Consider the following 19,658-nt stretch of genomic DNA (forward strand, 5'->3'; position numbering starts at 1 on the left):
GGCGGGCGGCGGGCGCCCGGAAACCGGCCTCAGGTCCAGCCGGCGCCGAAGCACACGACGGCGGCGGCCGTCACCGCGGCCGCGTCCAGCGGACCGTCCGGGTGCACGCCGAGCTCGGCCTGGGCCCGCGACAGGGCGCCCGCCGGGCCGACCCCCTCGGCCAGGAGGCGGTGCAGGTGCAGCATCAGGCGCGGCGCGGTGCCGTCGTGGACCGGGAGCACGCTCGCGAGGACGTCGCCGGTGCCGGTTCCCAGCAGCGCCGCCGTCAGCCCCATCAGTTCCTCGCCGGGACGCACGGCCGACAGGCCGGACTCGCACGCCGACAGCACCACGGTCGCCGGAGGCCGGGCCAGTCCCTCAAGGTCGTAGACGGTGAGCCGGCCGTCGGCCAGCCGCAGGTACGAGAACATCGGGTTGTCGGCGCGGAACCGGCCGTGCGTGGCCAGGTGCGCCAGTGGGGCGCCGGGCAGCGACCGCACCACCCGGTCGACGGTCGCGGCCGCGCCGACGTAGACGTCGGCCGATGCGAGGTGACCGGCGAGCTCACACACCTCGTCCTCCGCGTGGGCCAGCCCCGGCCCCGCGACCAGCACCGGCCGTCCCGTGGGCGGTGCCGCCGCCGGGCGCCGCGCCGTCAGCCACACCGCCGCGGACGGCGCGACGGTCACCGGCCGGCCCTGGCACGTCGGCAGGAAGGCCCACGGGAGGGCGTGCAGCGCGCCCACCGGCACCACGACGAGCGGGCCGGTGCCGAGCCGGTGCCGGACCGGATCGAACACCGCCCGGTCGAGCCGCTGGATCGCGTGCCGCGCCGCCGCCTCGGCGGCCCGTAGCGAGGCCGGCGACCCGTGCCGGCGCACCACGCGCACGAGCGCGAACCGCAACGCCTCCAACTCGTCGGTGACGGCGCCGGCCGGGCCGAGATCCTGCCAGTGGTACCGGTTCCCGGTCACCACCACGGCGATCAGGGACCCGTCGAGCTCGACGAGCTCCACGAGCGTCGCGTCACCGAGCACAGTGGACAGTTCGGTCAGGTCGCCGGTCCCGTCTGTCGGGCCGCCGGCGCCGGTGGCGTGCCAGCTGCGGCGGCGGACCCGGTCCTCCAGCGCGCGCTGCTGCCGCAGCAGCCCAGCCACCCGCGCGGGTTCGCCGGCGTGCTCGTCCACCGCCGCGACGACGTGCCGCAACTCGGCCAGGTCGGCGGCCAGCGCGGCCTCGTCCGGCGGCCGCGTCGGCGGCGTGCGCAGGGACGCGGCCCGGCACCGCTCGGCCCACCAGAGGACCGGCTTCGGGCGTCCGGCGCTCAGCGCCAGGCGCAGGCCGCTCGCGGCCAAGTCGACCGCGTAACTGGACGCGAGGCTGCGCAGTTCGGTCGCGCCGAGCGCGGCCCGGTACCGGTCCAGGACGTCGATTCCGGCCCGCAGCGCGCGCCGCGCACCGGCCCGGTCGCCGGCGTCCGCCCGCAGCAACGCCTCGGCGTGCCAGGCCCGGGCCCGCAACTCGGCCGGTCCGCGCCGGCCCGTCGCCCGCACCTGGCGCAGCGCGGCCGCGGCGGCGGGACGGCCGGCCGCCAGCCGGGCGACGTAGAGGCGGGCGTCCAGCGCCGCCGCCGGCCAGCCCGCGTCGGTCAACTGATCCGCGATCCGCCCCGCGAGACGCACCGCCGCCGGGCCGGGATCGGCGGCGCGCAGAGCGCAGTACCGGGCGAGGGCGGCCCACCCGGGGCGGCCCTGGCGGACGAAGGCGCGCGTCGCGGCGGCGCTCAGGTCGCCGGCGGCGGCCCGGTCGCCGGTCGCCAGCGCGATCTCGGCCAGCATCAGCCGCGCGTGCGCCTCGTACAGCGCCATCCGGCCGGCGGTCGCCGTCTCCAGCGCGGCCCGGGTGACCTGCCGCGCCTCGGCCAGCAGCCGCGCCCGCAGCAGCAGCTCGCCGCGGTCGATCAGGGCGGTGGGCGGGCGGCCGGCCCGGGCGAAGTACTCGTCGGCGAGGTCGTAGAAGCGCAGCGCCGTCGGCACGTCGCCGGCGCGGGCGGCGGCGAAGCCCAGGTTGTGCCGCACCTGGGCGACGGCGTGCGGCTGGCCGAGTTCCGTGTGCAGTTCCTCGGCCGCGCGCAGGTCGGCGTACGCCTGGCGGATCGCGCCCCGGTAGGCGTGGAAGATGCCGCGGTTGGAGAGCGCCCGCGCCTGCCACAGCCGGTCGCCGGTGCGGCGGAACACCGCGAGGGAGCCGGTGTAACCGTCGAGCGCCTCGGCCGAGCGGCCCAGCCGGTCCAGGATGATCGCCCGCTGCATGCGCGCCCGCGCCGCGCCCAGGCCGGACAGCGCGGCCAGCGCGGTGTCCAGTTCGCGCAGCGCCTCGGCCGGGTTGCCGGCCTCGTCGAGGACGAACGCGAGGCTCATCTGTGCCTCGGCCCGCCGCACCGCGAGCCCGGCGCGGTCGGCGACGGCGATCGCGCGGCGCAGGTGCCGCAGGGCCCGGGCCGCGTCGTGCAGTTCCCGGGCGACCAGGCCCAGCGCCCGGTCGGCGACCGACTCGCCGTCGGGGTCACCGGCGCGCCGGGCGGCCCGCAGGGCGCGCTGGGCGAGGACCCGTGCGCGCACGGGGTCGGCGGTCGCGAGCCGCAGCGCCTCCGCCGGGTCGACGGACTTCGATTCGGCCAGGGCCTCGTCCACGCGACCGAGTGTGTCAACGGCGAACACTGTCGGGTATCGGCCGGATCAGTGGAGGTTCGGCGACATCTGGACCCGTGACACGAATCCCCATCACTTCCCACCGGGAGGTACCCATGCCAGCCTCCGATGTCCGATTCGAGAACTGGCGGTCGCGCCGGGAACAGCGGCTGGCCCGGCAGGGCCGGCTGCGGTCGGTCACCACACCGCACGGCAAGCGCGCCTGGTACGCCGCCGACGAACTGCTCGTCGCCGACGACCTCGTCGGGCACGCCCAGGACACCCTCGCCGCCGACGGCCACGACCGGAGCCAGGTCGGCGAGGACGAGGTGGTCGGCGGCGTGCGCCGGTTGAAGGTCGCCGGGCTGGACGCGCCGGGCACGGTGCGCCGGGTCCGCCAACGGCTGGCGCAGCTGCGCCCCGGCTCCACCACCGACGACCAGACCGTCGGCGTCAACCACGTCTTCCTGAGCGCCCCGATCTACCAGGGCGGCCCGTTCGGCCCGCCGGTGCCGGCGGTCGCCGCGGCCCTGCCCGGCCAGCGACCCACACCCGACCAGCCGCCGGTGGTCGTCATCGACACCGGACTGTGGACCGACAGCCCGATCGCCGCCGCGTGCGAGCAGCCGAGCGACCGGGAGACCGAGACGGACGTCGACCGCGACGGCGTGCTCGACGGCGACGTGGGCCACGCCAACTTCATCGCGGGCGTGATCCTCGCCAACACCACGCGGGCGCGGGTCAGCGTGGTGAAGGTGCTGGACACGTTCGGCGTCTGCGACGAGGCGAAACTGGCCGTCGCGCTGACGCGGTTGCCGGCCGACACCCGGATCGTGAACCTGTCGCTGGGCGGGTTCACGGTCGACGACCGGCCGCCGGTCATCCTGCGCTGGGCGATGCGGCGGGCGCTGGCCGGCCGCGACCGGGTCGTCGTCGCGGCGGCGGGCAACGACGGCAACGTCGCCGACCCGTTCTGGCCGGCCGCGTTCACCGGCACCGGCGACGCCTGGAGCGCCCAGGTCGCCGCCGTCGCGGCCCACGACGGCGACAAGCTGTGCGAGTGGAGCAACACCGGCCCGTGGGTGTCGATGCTCGCGCCGGGCCAGGACGTCACCAGCACCTACATCCACCACGACGAGTTCGCGTCGGGCTGGGCTACCTGGAGCGGCACGTCGTTCGCGGCACCGGTGGTGGCGGCCGCGATCGCCGAGGAGCTGGGCCGGGGCGGTTCGGCCACGGCGGCGCTCGCCCGGGTCCGGGCCAGAGCGGACGAGGCGGGGCCCGACCACCAGATCCGCCTGCCGTGATCGCCGCGAGCGGGGGCGGCGCGGGCAGGAGCGCGAGCGGGGACAGAGCCGCGAGCGGGGCCGGCGCCAGGAGCGCGAGCACGACGGTGAGCGGGACGGTGATCGCGGCGGCGGTCGACGGCGACCAGGACGCCTGGGACACGATCGTCGAGCGGTTCTCCGCGATGGTGTGGCGGATCGCGCGGGGGTTCCGGTTGAACGCGGCCGACGCGGCCGACGTCAGCCAGGTGACGTGGTTGCGGGTGGTCGAGCACCTCGACGCGTTGCGCGAGCCGGACGCGTTGGGCGCCTGGATCGCGGTCACCGCGCGCCGGGAGGCCCTGCAGCTGCTGCGCCGGCGGCGGGAGATCCCGGTGGACGACACGATGTGGACCGAGGCCGCCGACGACGACGCCCCGGCGCCGGGGCAGCGGTTGCTGCGCGACGAACGGAACCGCGAACTCTGGGACGCGTTCCAGCGCCTGCCGCTGCGGTGCCGGACGGTGCTGCGGATGCTGGTGCTCGAGTCGCCCGGCAGCTACGCCGCGGTGGCGGCCGCGCTGGAGGTGCCGATCGGCAGCCTCGGCCCGGCCCGCGGGCGGTGCCTCGACGCGCTGCGACAGGAACTACGGCTCACCGAGGGGGTGACGCGATGAACGAACCCGAAGGCGGACACGTCGATCCCGCCGACGCCGCCCTGCTCGACCGGCTGCGCCCGCTCGTCGAGGAGGACGATCCGGTACCGCCGGCGGTGACCGCCGCCGCCAAGGCGGCCTCCACCTGGCGACGGATCGACGAGGAGCTGGCCGAACTGGGCGAGTTAGCGGACCTGACCGGCGACAGCCTGAGCCTGGCCGCCGGGGTCCGCGGTGGCGCCACCCGGCTGCTGACCTACGAGGCCGGCGACCTCACGGTCGAGATCGAGGTGTCGACCGACGACGACCGGATACGCATCCTCGGCCAGGTGGTGCCGGCGGGTGCGCTGCTGGTGCGGGTCGAGCAGCCGGCGCAGGCGGTCGAGGTGGGCTCCGACGAACTGGGCCGCTTCCGCGCGACCGGCCTGTCCGCCGGACCGACCAGGCTGTCCCTCACCCCGCCGGGGGGTGCGCCGGTCCGGACCCAGTGGACACTGTTGTGACGGACCCGGGCGCCGGCGGTACCGCGGGGGCTCTGCGCCCGTCTCCGATTCTTTTGACGATGACGGCACCGGCGATCGCGGTGACCAGCGCGACCACGGCGAGGAACCCGCGGTCGGGCAGCGTGTCGGCGTGGGCGACGATGCCGAAGGCGGTGTGGCCGACCAGGGCGCCGAAGCAGGCGGCGAGCGGGTGCCGGAGTGTCCACTGTGGACCGGCGGACCAGCGGCGCAGGGCGACGAACACGGCCACGGCGACCAGGGCGGCGCCGGTCATCGGCAGCAGTGCCCAGGCGCCGTGGGTGAACAGCGGCTGCCGGGCCCCGGCGAACGGCCACACGAGGCCGAGGAACGCGAACGTCGCGGCGGTCGCGAGGGCCGCGAGCGCCGCGACCGGCGGCGGACCGGCGGGCCGGACGGACGGACGGACCCGCACCCGCAGCCCGACCACCACGAGCGCCGCCACCACGGCAACGGTGAGCAGCACGGCGGACAGCGACATGGTGTAGCCCGGATCCTCCGACGGCGGCACGCTGATGCGCAGGAGGGCGGCGCCGAGCAGGGCGACGACGCCGGTGCCGATCACGCCGCCCCGCCGCAGGTACGGAGCGGCGCCGAACCGCGCCTCGACCAGCACGATCGGGATCGTGACGCTGAAGACCGCGTGGTAGGCCAGGTTCGCCTCGGCGTACGCGGTGTTGAGGCCGAACAGCCGGGGTGCCCAGTCGGCCGCGCCGTAGAGGTGGCGGCTGGTGAGGCTCTGCAGCGCGAGGCCCTCCTCCACCAGGCCGTAGGCGAGGCCCATGACGAGCAGGTTGACCACCCCGCCGCCGGTGCGCCGGACCACCTCGCGGATGAACAGCACACCGGCCCCGTAGATGGGCACGTAGAGCGGGATCACCCAGATCTCGCGCAGCGACGTCGAACCGACGCTCACCTCGGCCACCAGTGGTGCCAGCACCGCGAGCAGCGCGGCGGCCCGCAGGTTGCGCGGCCGGGGATCCGCCACCTTCGGGAACGCCGCCCGGACCACCGGCCGGTTGACCGCGACGATCAGCGCCGCCAGCACCGCGAGCTGGGCCACCTGGACGCCGCGCAGCCAGAGCGGGTACGCCGCCGACGCCACCAGCCACGCGATCGCGACGAAGCCGACCACCGACACGATCCGCACCCGCCGGTACGCCCGGGGCCGGCCCGCGAGCAACTGCCGCGCCACCCACACGTACAGCACCGCCACCACGAGGACCGGGATCGGCCGGGTCCACAGCGTGCGGGACAGCTCGTCCGGGTCGGCGCCGGGTTGCCGGGCGAGTTGATACGCGAGGACGTCGTGGCGGAAGAGCAACGTGAGCACGGCGAAGACGACGCCGAGCGCGAGGCTGGCGACGAGCAGGGCCACGACGGTCCGGATCGCCCGGTGCTGGTGCGTTGGCAGCATGGGCCGACGGTAGAACCGGGGCGGATCGGGCACCTCCGGCCCGCGACCGGTGTTGCGGCTCCGACGTCAGGATGAGGGACGGGGGCGCACCAGTCCGAGGTCGTAGGCGAGGACGACGGCCTGCACCCGGTCGCGGACGCCGAGCTTGCGGAGGATCGCCGACACGTGGGTCTTCACGGTCGCCTCGGTGACCACCAGTTGGGTGGCGATCTCGGCGTTGGCGGCACCCCGCGCAAGCAGCGCGAGCACCTCCCGTTCCCGGTCGGTCAGCTGGGCGAGGCTACCCGCCGGGGCCGACGGCGCACGGTCGAGGGCGAGGTACCGGTCGAGCAGGCGACGGGTGACCGCCGGCGCGAGCAGGGCGTCGCCGCGGGCCACCACGCGGATCGCCTCGACCAGGTCGGCCGGCCGCACGTCCTTGAGCAGGAAGCCGCTGGCCCCGGCCCGGAGCGCGGCGTACATCGGCTCCTCCAGGTCGTAGGTGGTCAGGATGATGATCCGGGGACCGTCGGGGGTGGCGGTGAGCCGGGCCGTTGCGGCCACGCCGTCGAGGCCGGGCATGCGGACGTCCATGAGCACCACGTCGGGACGGGTCTGCGCGGCCAGCCGGATCGCCTGCTCGCCGTCGCCGGCCTCGCCGACGACCGCCAGGTCCTCGCGCGCCTCGATGATCATCCGGAAGCCGGCCCGGACGAGCGCCTGGTCGTCGGCGATCAGCACCTTGATGGTCATGCGGGCTCCCGCAACGGAAGCTTTCCGGTGACCTCGAAGCCGCCGCCCGCGTGCGGACCCGCCAGCAGCTGCCCGCCGACGAGGTCGGCCCGCTCGCGCATCCCGACGATGCCCTGGCCGCCGGTTCCGGTGGGCGGGCCGCCGCCGCGGCCGATGCCGCGTCCGGCTCCGCGTCCATCGCCGCGTCCGTCGTCGCGGACGCGCAGGAAGACCTCGGAACCGGTGACCCGGATCAGCACCTCGGCCCGGGACGCGTTGGCGTGCCGCAGCGTGTTCGTCAGCGCCTCCTGGACGATGCGGTACGCACCCAGCTGCACCACCGGCGGGACGTCGTCGGCGCTGCCCTCGCGGGTGAGCGTCACCGGCAGGCCCGCCTCGCTCACGGTCTCGACCAGCCGGCCGACGTCGTCGAGGGTCGGCTGCGGGGCCGTGTCGTCGCCGCCGTCGGCGCGGACCGTGCGCAGGAACCAGCGCAGCTCCGTGAGGGCCTGCCGCCCCGCCTGCTCGGTGCGCCGCAACGCCTGGCGGGCCAGCCGGGGGTCCACGTCGAAGACGTCGTCGGCCGCCGCCGCCTGTACCACCATGACCGACACCGTATGCGACAGCACGTCGTGAAGCTCGCGGGCGATCCTGGCCCGCTCCTCGAGCACCGCCTGCCGCCGCTCCGCGAACCGGCGCGCCCCGCTGGCCCGGCCCAGCGAACCCCAGCTCCAGGCCAGGACGACCGCGGCCGCCCACAACGCGGCCAGACCCCAGCTTCCCCGCGCCGCGGCCGGACCGCAGGCCGCCACCACGGCGGCCGCCAACCCCCACACCGTCTCGGCGGCGGGCAGCAGCCACGCGAACGTGCACAGCATCACGAACAACAGGCCCGGGCCGAACACGGGGAACAGCACCTGCAGGCCGGTGCTGGCGACCAGCACGACCGCCAGGCACACGCGCGGCCGGGCCGCGAACCACCACAGCGCCGCGACCTGTGCCAGCACCAGCGGGAGCGCGACCAGCCGGCCGGCGACCAGCGGCAGGAGCACGGGCTCGGCGGCCAGCAGCGGCACGGTGACCACGATCGCGGCCGTGACCAGCAGCGTGCGCCACCGCCGCGGCAACGTCGGCGTGTACCCCTCCCCCACGGCGCCGACCCTACCCGCCGGTGGCCGGGATGTGGATCAAATGCGCGCGCCGCGAATCGGTATTCCGACCCGGGAATGAGCTTTTCGCCTTCTTCCCCACCACCGCAGGTCGGTGGTATTTCAAAGAAAGGACCGGCGAGCGGAGACAATCATGGATCCGAAAATGATCGAAAAACTCCTCGATTCCGATGTCGTATTCGATTGGATTCCCGAGGATGTGCAGGCGACCATCGACGCCCGCGACACGTGGCTGGCCGACCTGCCGCCGGATCAGGCCGGGCTCGCGTTCCTCGTCTCCGACCTGCAGCGATGGACGCCGGGAACCGTTGTCACGGTCGCTTTTCTCGGTGGGTCGAGCACCCTTCACCGGGAGATCGCCGACGCGACGAAAGAGATCACCGACATCGCCAATCTCACTCTCGATTTCGGCCCGAACGCGGCCGCCGGGCAATTCCGCACATGGACGACCGACGACGCCGTATACAGCGCGGACATTCGGGTCAGTTTCGACCGTGCCGGCAATTTCTCACTTGTCGGCACCGACAGCATCAGCGAAAGCATCGGATTACCCACCCAGGCCGTCGGCGGGCGCCCGCATCAACGCACCCTCAACCTCGGCGGCTTCGACGTGCGGAAGCCGGTGCGGTGGCAGGGCACCACGCGGCACGAGTTCCTGCACGCGGTCGGCTTCCAGCATTCGCACCAGAACATGCGCGGTCCGTGCGAGGCGGAGTTCCGGTGGGAGGACGACGACGGCTACGTCCCCACCAGGGACGCCGACGGCCGGTTCATTCCCGACGCCGACGGCCGCCGGCCCGGGGTGTACACCTACGCGTCCGGATTCCCGAACAACTGGGACCGGGCCAAGGTCGACCACAACCTGCGCACGCGGGAGCTCCCCGGGCTGGTGGCGGGACCGTTCGACCGCGCGTCGGTGATGCTGTACCGGTTCGAGGCGCTGTTCTACAAGTCGCAGCCGAGCCCGTGCGCGCCCACCGGCAACGGGATCAACCTGTCGGCCGGCGACGCCCGCGCGCTGCGTCTGCTCTACCCGACGATCGGCGCCGACCTGGCGACCGTCGCCGCCCGCAGCACGGCGCTGCTGAACACGATCGGGGCGGAGGCGAGGACCGACATCGGCCTCGAGGACGCCTCGCCGAACCGGTCGTTCGCGGTGGACGCGGCCCGGGTCCTCCGCCAGCGGATCGCCGACCTGGGCCGGTCGTCGACCGTGTAGATCAAGCAGAGCGCGGTGACGGCGGCCGTCCGCCGTCACCGCACTACCGCTACTCGAACGAGATGTCGTCGAACACCGCCTCGTCGCCCATCTCGTCGGTGCTGCCGCTGGACATCACGTAGCCGGTGATCGAGTCGAGGGCGACCGGCTCGCTCTTCGGCAGCGTGCCGATGAGCGTCTCCACACCCGCGGCGTCGACCAGGTAGAGCGTCGCGGTGCCGGTCGTCGCGACGACCTTGAACGTGCGCCACGCCTTCAGCGGGACCGTCGCGCCGCCGAGGGCGACCCAGCCGCCCGCCTTGGTGTAGGCGATCCACCCGCCGCCGTTCTGGCTGATCCCGAGGTGGTAGGCGGCGATGGTGGCCTTGTCCGACGACCGGACGCCGCGGATGTCGAACAGGATGCCGTGGGCGTTGCTGACCTGGTAGACGTCGGCGCGCAGGGTGCGGGACGCGGCCGGCGCGAGGCTGACGCCGGGTCCCGGGTAGACGAACTTGGCGATCGTGTTGTCGCCGTTGCAGTACGACAGGTCGGTGCTGTCCTTGAGGCGCAACGCGTACCGGCTGTCGTGGTTCGGGTCGCCGTTGCCGGCCGGCTGGGTCACCCGCACGCAGGCGATCTCGGCGAGGCCGTGCGGGACCGACGGCTCGTTCTCGAACGAGTTCACCGTGGAGAACAGCTCGAGCTCGTTGATCATGCTGCAGGTCGCCGGCCCGCCGACGGCCGTGCAGCTCGCCGCGTCGGTGGTGACCCGCACGTGGCGGGCGTCGACCGCGAGCGTGTAGTAGCGCAGGGCGCGGTCGCCGGGCGAGTCGATCCGGCCGGCCGCGCCCGCCGGGACACCGGCCGGGTAGCCGAGGGTGGCCGGGGTCCAGGTGACGCCGTCCACCGAGGTCGAGACCTGGGCGCCGGCCCGGGCACCGGGGAGCAGGGCCAGCCCGAGCTTGGTCAGGCGGTAGGTGCGGTCGAGTTCGAGTTGGTAGGTGCCGGTGCCGTCGGCGCGGCCGGACAGGGCGCCGGACCAGAACGCGGTGCTGCCGTCGACGGCACCTTCAGCTCCCGACCAGTAGTTCGTGCGGGTGGCGTCGGCCGGCGACGGCTGGGCGCCGTACGGGGTCGGCGGGGTGACCGCGGCGGCCGGCGGAACACCGGTGAGGTCGGTGGTCAGTCGCACGGTTCCCTTGCGTAGCTTGGTCGCGAGGTCGATCCGGCCGAGGTCCGGGATGAGCGTGGAAATGTTGCGGTGCAGCAGCCGGTACAGCTTGTCGTGGTCGTAGCCGGTGCCGCTGACGCAGCCGTTCTTGCCGCCACCGTTCGGGGCGGCGCAGTTGTCGACGTACTGCAGCACCTGGTTCGACGCGATCGGCACCAGCGAGGTGTAGCCGGAGGACCCGTAGTTCCAGTACTCGTCGGGGCGGTTGCGGTAGGTCGTCTGCTCCCGCGTCCAGCTGGTGCCGGACGCGTCGGTGGAGATCGCCATCCAGTTGTCGGGGCGGCCGCTGCTGAGCACGAGCAGGCCGTTGGGCATCAGGGCCAACTGCGGCGAGACGCCGTACACGGCGCAGCCGGGCTGGTCGGCGAACGACACGTTGGCGATGCCCGACCAGGTGTCGCCGGACGTCGTGGAGACCTTGTAGCTGAGCTGCGCCTCGGGCACGTTCCCGCGCGTCACCATCAGCAGCGCGCCGTCCTGGCGCTCGACCACGGCCGACTCACCGAACGACAGCGTCGGGTTCGAGGTGACCGGGTGCATGGTGAACCGCCACGTCGAGGCCGTGTCGACCGCTCCGCCGGAGAACGTCGGGCGCACGGTGAACACCGACTCGAAGCCGACGACGCCGCCGGTCGTGTTGGCCATCGTGAAGTAGATCGGCATGACGACGGTGCCGTTCGTCATCTGGATCGGCCGGCCCGACGCCCGCACCCCGCGGATCGCGGAGGTCCTGCGCTGCGGCAGGTTCGCGGGCAGCGCGTCGTCGGTGAACTTCGTCTCGGCGGTCAGCCGCTGCCAGGTGCGTCCCTTGTCGGCCGAGACGTTCAGGATGAGCGGGATCGTCACCTCGGTGCCGTTGAACGTCAGGGCACCGTTGACGATGAACGTCATCGCGAGCAGCCGGCCGTCGAGCAGCGTGCCCACCTCACCGAGCGAGGTCGCCGGCAGGTCCGCGGGGGCGGCCGCGTACGACCCGCCCGAGTTGGTCGACACCATCGCGGCGTTGCGCACGCCTCCCGGCGGACCCACCACGTCGGTGTTGGCGCTGTAGACCATCGTGATCTGCTTGTCCTGGCGGTCGACGCCGGTCGACGCGTCGCGCGTCACCACGTCGGCGCCGAAGGCGCGCGGCAGCCACGCGATGTTCGAGCCGGTCGCCGTGGTGACGGTGCTGATGCCGTTGGCCGCCAGCACCTGCCCGGCCGGCCAGGGCGCGCCGCCGGCGGCCGGAATCGTGGTCGGCGCCGTGCAGGCCGCCTGTACGACGGAACCGGACGCGGGCGTGTCCCGCACCACCAGTAATGGACTCAGACAGAGGAGAGCGGACACGACTGCCCGCAGACCACGGATCATGCGACACCCCGTAATATCGATAGATCGACATGGATTGACGCGGAGCATAACAGGGGTCGACCCGATTCGACCGCATTCAGTGGACGTTCAGTGGACGCTCAGTGCGCGCCGGTACGGTCCCGCACACTCGATCGTCGACCGAACCGGAGGACCCGTGTTTCGCCGCATCAAGTCACTGCTGGCCGCGCTCGCCGCGACCCTCATCGCCGCGGTGTCGTTCACCGTGGCCACCGCCGCACCCGCGGCCGCGTTCGGCGCCGAGACGTTCGGCTGCCGGGTCTCACCGGGAACGATCCTCACCTGGCAACCGGTCTGCACCAACTCCCGCCCGGCGACCACCTACAACGCCGGCTTCGCCGTTTTGAACACCTCCGGAACCTACGACTTCAGCTGGCGGATCGACGGCCCGTACCTGGGCATCTTCACCGGTTGCGACCGGACGTCGAGCGGCTGCGGGGTGCTCGTGGCGGGCGGCTCGACCGACAGCGTCGTCACGGTGACCGTGACCTACACCCAGAACGGCCAGAGCGCCACCAGATCGGCGACGGCGATCATCAACGGCTACTGCGGCGGTCAACTCTGCTGATCGTCCCCGACCGGTGCGACGGGAAAATGCGAGGCGTTCGATCGTCGCACCGGGTTACATTGCCGGACGTGAGCAGGATCGTTTCGGTCAACCTGGCGGTCCCTGAGCCCAACCCCGCCAAGGGCGTCGGCATCACCGGCATCAACAAGCGGCCGGTCGACCACCTGGTCACCGTCCGCGCGCCGGGGCCGAAGACCACCGGGCTGCACAGCGGCCTGGTCGGCGACGGGATCTTCGACATCGAACACCACGGCGGCGACGATCAGGCCGTGTACGCGTACGCGCGCGAAGACTACGAATGGTGGCAGGGCCGGCTGAATCGCCCGCTGGCCAACGGTCTCTTCGGCGAGAACCTGACCACCGAGGGGGTCGACGTCAACGGCGCGGTCATCGGCGAGCGCTGGCGCATCGGTCCACGACTGGTCCTCCAGCCGACGTTCGGTCGCATCCCGTGCGCCACGTTCCAGCACAAGATGGGCGAGCCCCGCTGGACGAAGACGTTCGCCCGGATGAACCGCCCCGGCGCCTACCTGCGCGTGCTGGAACCGGGCGAGATCCTGGCCGGCGATCCGGTCACCGTCGAAGACCGGCCGGCGCACGGGGTGACGATCGCACAGGCGTTCCGCGCGTACATGACCGCGCCGGAACTGCTGCCCGAACTGGTCGAGACCGACGGCCTCCCCGACGACCTGCGCGCGAACCTCGCGAAGCGGCTCCCCCAACGGCGGTAGCCGCATCGCGGCGCGAGCCGATCGGCGACGGTAGTGTGCCGGCATGCGGGCCTTCGCTGACCGGGAGCCGCCCATCCACGTCACCGAATGGATGGACGCCGGCGCGGTCGCCGATCCGCCGGCCGTGCTGGTGCACGGGACCCTGTCGTGGGGGACGTTGACGTTCGAACGGCAGCGGACGCTCGCGCTCCGGCGGCGGCTGCTCGTTCCCGACCGGCGCGGATTCGGGGCCAGCCCCGACCTGCACGGGTCGCGGTACACCAGCGACCACGACGTCGACGCGCGGGACGTCATCGCCCTCCTGAGCGGGGGTGGACATCTGGTGGGCCACTCGTACGGCGCCGTGGTGGCCATGCTCGCGGCCGCGGCCCGGCCCGACCTCGTGCGGTCGCTGGCGTTGATCGAGCCGCCGGCGCACATGGTGGCGATCGACGATCCGGTGGTCGCCGCCGCGGTGACGCGGGCGCGGGCGTTCATGGCGCTGGCCCGGCGCGAATCGGCGGAGGACTACCTGCGGATCGTCTTCGACGACAACGACGTTCCGCGGCCGGCGCCGCCCGACCGGCTGCTGCGCGCCGCCGCGACGGCGTTGCACGAGCGGCCGTGCTGGCTGGCCGACGTTCCCGTGGCGCCGCTGGCCTCCGCAGCGTATCCGCGCCTGGTCCTGGTCGGTGCCCGCGACGCCAGGGCGGCGGGCTTCGACCCGGTGCTCCCGCTGGTCGCACGCACGGTCGCCGATCGGATCGGCGCGGACCTCGTCACCGTTGCGGGCGCGGGTCACGACGTGCAACGGGACCGGCCCGGGGAGACCAACCGGCTCCTGGAACGGTTGTGGTCGGCCGGTTGATGCGCCGGGGTCCACTTAGGATGGTCGGACACGAGGAGGTGTGTCGATGCGTGCTGTGGTGGTCACCGCGTTGGGTGGGCCGGAGGTCCTGCAGGTCGTCGAACAGCCCGACCCGTCGCCCGCCGCCGGTCAGGTGGTGGTGAGGGTGCGCGCGACGTGCGTCAACCCGGCCGACATCGGGGCGCGCGTCGGGCAGATTCCGGGTGGGCCGGTGCCGCCGCCGTTCCTGCTGGGGTGGGACATCGCCGGCGAGGTCGTGGAGGTCGGCGCCGGGGTCACCGACCTCGAGGCGGGCCAGCCGGTCGTCGGGATGATTCCGTGGTTCCAGACCCGGGGAGCGGTCGGCGGGTACGCGGAACTGGTGGCGGCCGACGCCGAGTGGCTGGTGCCGGTGCCCGACGGCCTGGATCCGGTGGTCGCCTCGACGATCCCCCTCAACGCGCTGTCCGCCCACCGGTCCCTGGAGATCATGGCGCTGTCCGGACCGACGACACTTCTGGTGACCGGTGCCAGCGGCGCCGTCGGCGGCTTCGCCGCGCAGTTGGCGGTGCGGGCCGGGCACCGGGTGCTGGCGTCGGCCACGCACGACGACGAGCAATGGGTCCGCGGCCTCGGCGTCGACACCGTGATCCCGCGGTCGGCCGACCCGTTCCCGGAGCAGGCACCGGCCGTCCTCGATGCGGTGCCCCTCGGTGAGCCGGCCAACGCGGCGGTCGCCGACGGCGGCGTGCTGGTGTCCACCCGGCCGACACCACCGATCGATCCCGCCCGCGGGGTGCGCCAGGAGATCGTGATGGTGCGCCTCGACCGGCCGGCCCTGCGCGCGCTCGTCGACGACGTGGCCGCCGGCCGGCTGCGCACCCGGGTCGCGGCGACGGTGCCGCTGGCGGAGGCGGCCGGGGCGCACCGCCGGGTCGAGGCCGGGGGCCTGCGCGGCAAGGTGGTCCTGGTTCCCTGACGTTCAGTCGGTGGGCAGGTCCAGCGTGAACGACGTGCCGCCGCCGGGTGCCGGGCCGGCGGTGATCGTCCCGTGGTGGGCCTCGACGATGGCCTTGGCGATCGTCAGGCCGAGACCGGTGCCCTTGATGCCGCGGCTGGTGGCGGTGTCGGCGCGGAAGAAGCGCGTGAACAGCTGGGGGTACTGCTCGGCGGGGATGCCGATGCCGGAGTCGGTCACCGTGACCGTGATGCCGCCGGGGCTGTCGACGGCGGTGACGGTGACGGTGCCGCCGGCGGGCGTGTACTTGATCGCGTTGGACAGCAGGTTGTCGACGACCTGTCGCAGCCGGCGGGCGTCGCCGAGCAGCACCCTGGTGCAGCTGATACCCGTGGTGAGCGTGAGCCGCTGGGCGTCGGCGGCGGGCTGGTGTGCGGCGGTCGCGTCCCGGAGCAGTTTGGCCGGCACGAGGGGACGCGCGTCGATCGTCATGTGACCCGCGTCGAGGCTGGCGAGGTCGAGCAGGTCGTCGACGAGGGTCTGCAGGTGGCTGCTGGTGCGCGCGATGACCGACAGCTCCCGGCGGTCGGCCAGGTCGGCGTCCTCGCGCAGCAGTTCGGTGTAGCCGGCGATGACGCCGATCGGGTTGCGCAGCTCGTGCACGACGACGGCGACGAACTCGTCCTTCATCCGGTCCAGTTCCTTCAGTCGCCGCACGTGCCGCTGCTCCTCCTCGAGCAGTTGCTCCCGCTGCTCGGCCAGCTCCCGGCGATCGGTGACGTTGGTGCAGATCCCGTCGACGAGGAGCCGGTCGCCGTCGCGGCGGGCGGTGGCCCGGGTCCACACCCAGCGGGTGACGCCGTCGTCGCCGCGGACCCGCACCTCGATGTCGGCGGGTTCACCGGCGGCGACGGTGGCGTGGAACGCGGCGAAGGTGCCCAGGTCGTCGGGGTGGATGCGGACGGCGAGGGCGGCCCCCATGTCGGCGTCGGTGGGCAGTTCGGCGCCGAACACGCCGGTGCCGTTCGGGCTGGCGTAGACCGAGTGCACGGTGCCGTCCGGGCGGATCTCCACGGTCCACAGGTAGTCGTTGACCTGTTCGACGACGCGGTCGAAGTCGCGGCGGGCGGCGGCCAGGGCGAGCGTGAGGTCCTCGGCGCGCCGGCGCTCGACGTAGCGGCTCACGTGGGTGGCGATGCTGTCGAGCAGGCTCAACACGTCGATGTCGGGGGGCATCTCGGTGTCGGTGAAGAACGCCAGCACGCCGACGACCCGGTCGCCGCTGCGCACCGGTAGCCCGATCGCCGTGCACAGCCCCGCCTCGACGGCGGCCTCCTGGCGGCCACCGCCGGCGGCACCGGCCGGGATCGGGCTGCTCCACACCGGTCCCCCTTCCTGCCACACCGCGCCGGCGAGCCCGACGCCCTCCGCGAACGACAGCGGTTCGGCGCCGGTGAACCCGGACAGGTCCCGACCCGGCGTCGTCCACGAACTGGCCCGGGTGATGTGCCGCGCGTCGTCGTCGACCTGCCAGTACTCCGCGCACGCCCAGCCGAGTTCGGCGGCGGCGGCCGCGACGGCGGCGGACGCGGCGGCGAGGGCGCTGGTGGCGTCGGCCAGGGCGTGGGCGACCGCGTGACGGGTGCGGCGGCGCTGCTCGGCCCGGTGGGTGTCGGTGATGTCGTGCATCGCCACGACGGCACCGAGGCGGCGGCCGTCGGCGGTGTCGATGGGCCGGCCGTTGGCAAGGAAGCGGCGGACCTGCCCCTCCGGGTTGCGGACGACGAGATGCTCGCCGAGCACCACCTCGCCGGCGTAGGCGCGGGCCAGCGGCACCTCGCCCGCGCCGTGCACCTGCCGGGCCGCCTGGTTGAACAGGAGCAGCCGGCCGTCGCTGCCGCAGGCCACCACGCCGGTGTCCAGGCTGTCGAGCAGCGTCTGCAGGAACGTGCGTTCGTCGGCGAGGCGCTGCCGTTCGGCCTCCAGTTGCAGCTCGCGGCGTTCGGCCTCCTCGGCCAGCGCGGCGTTGAGCCGGGCCTGGCGGCGACGCTCGAACAACGCCACGACCATGGCGGCGAGGTCCTTGAGCCGGTCGACCTGTTCGTCGCTCAGGTCGCGCGGTTCGGTGTCGAACACGCACAGCGTCCCGAGGGCGTACCCCTGCGGGGTGACCAGCGGCGCCGAGGCGTAGAACCGCACGTCGGCGAGGACGCCGGTGACCCACGGGTTCGAGCCGTAGGTCGGGTCGACCGACGCGTCCCGCACGTGCACGAACTCGCCCGCCTGGAACCGGATCGCGCACATCGAGTCGGACCGCGCCGAGTCGCCGCCCTCGAAGCCGACCGTGGTCAACTGGCACTGCCGTTGCTCGTCGATCAGGTTCAGCGTCGCGGTCGGCACCCCGGCGACCAGCGCGGCGACCCGCACCGCCGCCTCGAGCTCGTCGTCGGCCGGCGCGTCGAGCAGCCGGTACTCGTGCAGCGCGGCCAGCCGCCGCCGCTCGTGCTCGATGGTGCGCGCAGGCAGAACCGACGTCACCTTGCCCCCATCGGCAGGGCAGCCGACCATCTGAGCCTTTCGTATTGAACGCCTTTGTATTCAACGACGACGCTCGATGGTTGACGGCGTCTCCGCGCGCGGCTAGATTTCGCGTCTCGCGGAGATTTTCCGGCATGCCGACACGGGGGCATCGCATGAAGAGATCGCGTGCTGTGGCGTCGGCGCTGGCCGGCGTCCTCGCCGTCGCTGTTGTCGCGGTACCCGCCGGCGCCGCCGCCCGGTCGGTCTGCAACCGGTACTGCGACGGTCGCGACCCGGCGCTCGCGCCGGGCCAGCGGGTCCCGGTGGTCACCGCGATTTCGGGACGCACGATCAGGCTGCTCTTCGACGACGCCGACGCCATGGGGTGGGCGTCCATCGACGACGGTGGGCCCGGCGACCAGGTCTGGCTCGACCGCTCCTTCGACGGCGGCCGCACCTGGTCGGACGGCAGCAAGCTGGGCGTCACCGCCGTTCCGGCCGGGTACACCGGCTGGCGCACGGCGATGTTCAACGTCGACGACTGGTACGCCTACGACGTCGGCGCGCTGCGCGCCTGCGGGCGCACCGCCGCGTCCACCGCGACCGCCTGTACTCCGTGGGCCCGCACCACCTGGAACGCCTACAGCGCATCGACCGCCGCCGCGACCGGGCTGATGCAGTTCTACAACTACGACACCGGCCTGTTCGAGACGACCGGCTGGTGGAACTCGGCCAACGCGCTCACCGCGCTCATCGACAACATCCGGGTCACCGGAATGCCGAGCTGGCGCTACGCGATCGCGAACACGTACACCCGCAACGTGCGCGCCAAGAACGGCAACTTCATCAACAGCTACGTCGACGACACGGGTTGGTGGGTGCTGGCCTGGCTGGCCGCCTACGATCTGACCGGCGAGGCCCGCTACCTGGCCACCGCCCGGGCCGGCGCCGACTTCATGAACACCCAATGGGACGCGGTGTGCGGCGGCGGCGTGTGGTGGACCACCGCGAAGACCTACAAGAACGCCATCTCCAACAGCCTGTTCCTCCAGGCGAACGCCGCGCTGCACAACCGGATCGCGGGCGACACGGTGTATCTGCAACGGGCAAGAGCCGGGTGGACCTGGTTCGCGGGGTCCGGCATGATCAACAGTGCCGGTCTCGTGAACGACGGCCTCACCACCACGTGCGCCAACAACGGCCAGACAACCTGGACCTACAACCAGGGCGTCCTGCTGGGCGGCCTGGCGGAGTTGCATCGCGCCACCGGCGACCCCGCCGTGCTGGCTTCTGCCCGGTCCCTGGCCGACGCGTCCACCACCTCGCCGACACTGAACCCGGCCGGAATCCTGCGCGAGCCGTGCGAGGCCGCGAGCACCTGCAACGGCGATCAGACGTCGTTCAAGGGCATCTACGTCCGCAACCTGGCGAAGCTCGACGCGGTGCTGGCCGACCACCCGTACACCCCGTACCTGACCCGCCAGCGGGACAGCGCCCACGCGGCCGACCGGACCCCGCCGGACCTGTACGGCCTCCGCTGGACCGGCCCCGTCGACGCCACCGACGCCGCCCGCCAACAGAGCGCCGTGGACCTCCTCAACACCTGACGCTCATCCGCGTCATCGACACAACGTGGAGGATGATCAGGCCTCCAGCACTGATCATCCTCCACGATCTCGCGCGATCGCCTTGGGTTCAGACGGTGAGGGTCCAGGTGTCGATGGTGCCGGTGTCGCCGGCGAAGACGTCCTGCACCCGCAGTTTCCAGACGCCGGCGCGGGTTTCGCCGGACAGGTTGGCGGTGTAGGTGGTGTTGAGGTTGGCGACGTCGTCACCCGAGGTGG

General features: G+C 73.3%; 16 protein-coding genes. 9 read left to right on the top strand and 7 right to left on the bottom strand.

The window, feature by feature from the left end; translation table 11 throughout:
• Window positions 1-29: 29 nt before the first annotated feature.
• Window positions 30-2,399 carry a CHAT domain-containing protein gene (locus Vau01_RS21080; protein WP_239151749.1) on the bottom strand — a complete coding sequence of 790 codons (2,370 nt, stop codon included), beginning with the start codon at window positions 2,397-2,399 and terminating at the stop codon, window positions 30-32.
• A gap of 386 nt (window positions 2,400-2,785) precedes the next feature.
• On the opposite strand from Vau01_RS21080, the gene Vau01_RS21085 reads away from it, so the two are divergent.
• From Vau01_RS21085 to Vau01_RS21095, 3 genes are all read left to right on the top strand, one after another.
• Window positions 2,786-3,976: a S8 family peptidase gene (locus Vau01_RS21085; RefSeq protein ID WP_203995500.1), complete on the top strand. Its 1,191-nt coding sequence runs from the start codon at window positions 2,786-2,788 to the stop codon at window positions 3,974-3,976.
• A gap of 86 nt (window positions 3,977-4,062) precedes the next feature.
• Window positions 4,063-4,611 carry an RNA polymerase sigma factor gene (locus Vau01_RS21090; protein ID WP_239151741.1) on the top strand — a complete coding sequence of 183 codons (549 nt, stop codon included), beginning with the start codon at window positions 4,063-4,065 and terminating at the stop codon, window positions 4,609-4,611.
• A complete protein-coding gene (locus Vau01_RS21095; protein WP_203995501.1) occupies window positions 4,608-5,093 on the top strand; it encodes a hypothetical protein in 486 nt (161 codons plus the stop codon). The genes Vau01_RS21090 and Vau01_RS21095 overlap by 4 nt, the downstream gene beginning before the upstream one ends.
• Here Vau01_RS21095 and Vau01_RS21100 read toward each other — a convergent pair.
• The 3 genes from Vau01_RS21100 to Vau01_RS21110 all read right to left on the bottom strand — a co-directional run bounded on the left by Vau01_RS21100 (window position 5,044) and on the right by Vau01_RS21110 (window position 8,390).
• A complete protein-coding gene (locus Vau01_RS21100) occupies window positions 5,044-6,528 on the bottom strand; it encodes a hypothetical protein (RefSeq protein WP_203995502.1) in 1,485 nt (494 codons plus the stop codon). The two genes, Vau01_RS21095 and Vau01_RS21100, sit on opposite strands and share 50 nt — an antisense overlap.
• A 66-nt stretch (window positions 6,529-6,594) precedes the next feature.
• Window positions 6,595-7,260: a response regulator gene (locus Vau01_RS21105; RefSeq protein WP_203995503.1), complete on the bottom strand. Its 666-nt coding sequence runs from the start codon at window positions 7,258-7,260 to the stop codon at window positions 6,595-6,597.
• The gene (locus Vau01_RS21110; protein WP_203995504.1) at window positions 7,257-8,390 is read right to left on the bottom strand and encodes a sensor histidine kinase; all 1,134 of its coding nucleotides are present in this window, start codon (window positions 8,388-8,390) and stop codon (window positions 7,257-7,259) included. Before Vau01_RS21110 ends, Vau01_RS21105 begins: the two co-directional genes overlap by 4 nt.
• Window positions 8,391-8,553: 163 nt before the next feature.
• On the opposite strand from Vau01_RS21110, the gene Vau01_RS21115 reads away from it, so the two are divergent.
• Window positions 8,554-9,627 carry a zinc metalloprotease gene (locus Vau01_RS21115; RefSeq protein WP_203995505.1) on the top strand — a complete coding sequence of 358 codons (1,074 nt, stop codon included), beginning with the start codon at window positions 8,554-8,556 and terminating at the stop codon, window positions 9,625-9,627.
• 49 nt (window positions 9,628-9,676) lie between these two features.
• Here Vau01_RS21115 and Vau01_RS21120 read toward each other — a convergent pair whose 3' ends face one another.
• Window positions 9,677-12,193, bottom strand: coding sequence for a hypothetical protein (locus Vau01_RS21120; protein WP_203995506.1), 2,517 nt, complete (start codon window positions 12,191-12,193; stop codon window positions 9,677-9,679).
• Window positions 12,194-12,347: 154 nt separating this feature from the next.
• On the opposite strand from Vau01_RS21120, the gene Vau01_RS21125 reads away from it, so the two are divergent.
• From Vau01_RS21125 to Vau01_RS21140, 4 genes are all read left to right on the top strand, one after another.
• Window positions 12,348-12,779 (top strand): hypothetical protein, encoded by a 432-nt coding sequence (locus Vau01_RS21125; protein ID WP_203995515.1) that lies wholly within the window; start codon window positions 12,348-12,350, stop codon window positions 12,777-12,779.
• 68 nt (window positions 12,780-12,847) lie between these two features.
• Entirely contained in the window at window positions 12,848-13,510 is a 663-nt protein-coding gene (locus Vau01_RS21130) for an MOSC domain-containing protein (RefSeq protein WP_203995516.1), read from the top strand.
• A gap of 43 nt (window positions 13,511-13,553) precedes the next feature.
• Entirely contained in the window at window positions 13,554-14,357 is an 804-nt protein-coding gene (locus Vau01_RS21135; protein WP_203995517.1) for an alpha/beta fold hydrolase, read from the top strand.
• Window positions 14,358-14,403: 46 nt separating this feature from the next.
• Window positions 14,404-15,315, top strand: a complete 912-nt coding sequence (locus tag Vau01_RS21140; RefSeq protein WP_203995518.1) for an NADP-dependent oxidoreductase — start codon at window positions 14,404-14,406, stop codon at window positions 15,313-15,315.
• A gap of 3 nt (window positions 15,316-15,318) precedes the next feature.
• Here the strand turns inward: Vau01_RS21140 and Vau01_RS21145 are convergent, their stop codons facing one another.
• Window positions 15,319-17,832 carry an ATP-binding protein gene (locus Vau01_RS21145; RefSeq protein WP_203995519.1) on the bottom strand — a complete coding sequence of 838 codons (2,514 nt, stop codon included), beginning with the start codon at window positions 17,830-17,832 and terminating at the stop codon, window positions 15,319-15,321.
• Between the two features lie 155 nt (window positions 17,833-17,987).
• On the opposite strand from Vau01_RS21145, the gene Vau01_RS21150 reads away from it, so the two are divergent.
• Window positions 17,988-19,421 (top strand): glycoside hydrolase family 76 protein, encoded by a 1,434-nt coding sequence (locus tag Vau01_RS21150; RefSeq protein WP_203995520.1) that lies wholly within the window; start codon window positions 17,988-17,990, stop codon window positions 19,419-19,421.
• Between the two features lie 88 nt (window positions 19,422-19,509).
• On the opposite strand, the gene Vau01_RS21155 is transcribed toward Vau01_RS21150, so the two are convergent.
• Window positions 19,510-19,658, bottom strand: a 149-nt coding sequence (locus Vau01_RS21155; RefSeq protein ID WP_203995570.1) for a proprotein convertase P-domain-containing protein, incomplete at its 5' end; no start/stop codon positions are given.

Origin of the sequence: Virgisporangium aurantiacum (assembly GCF_016863635.1) — a bacterium.
In the GTDB taxonomy this organism is placed as follows: Bacteria; Actinomycetota; Actinomycetes; order Mycobacteriales; family Micromonosporaceae; genus Virgisporangium; species Virgisporangium aurantiacum.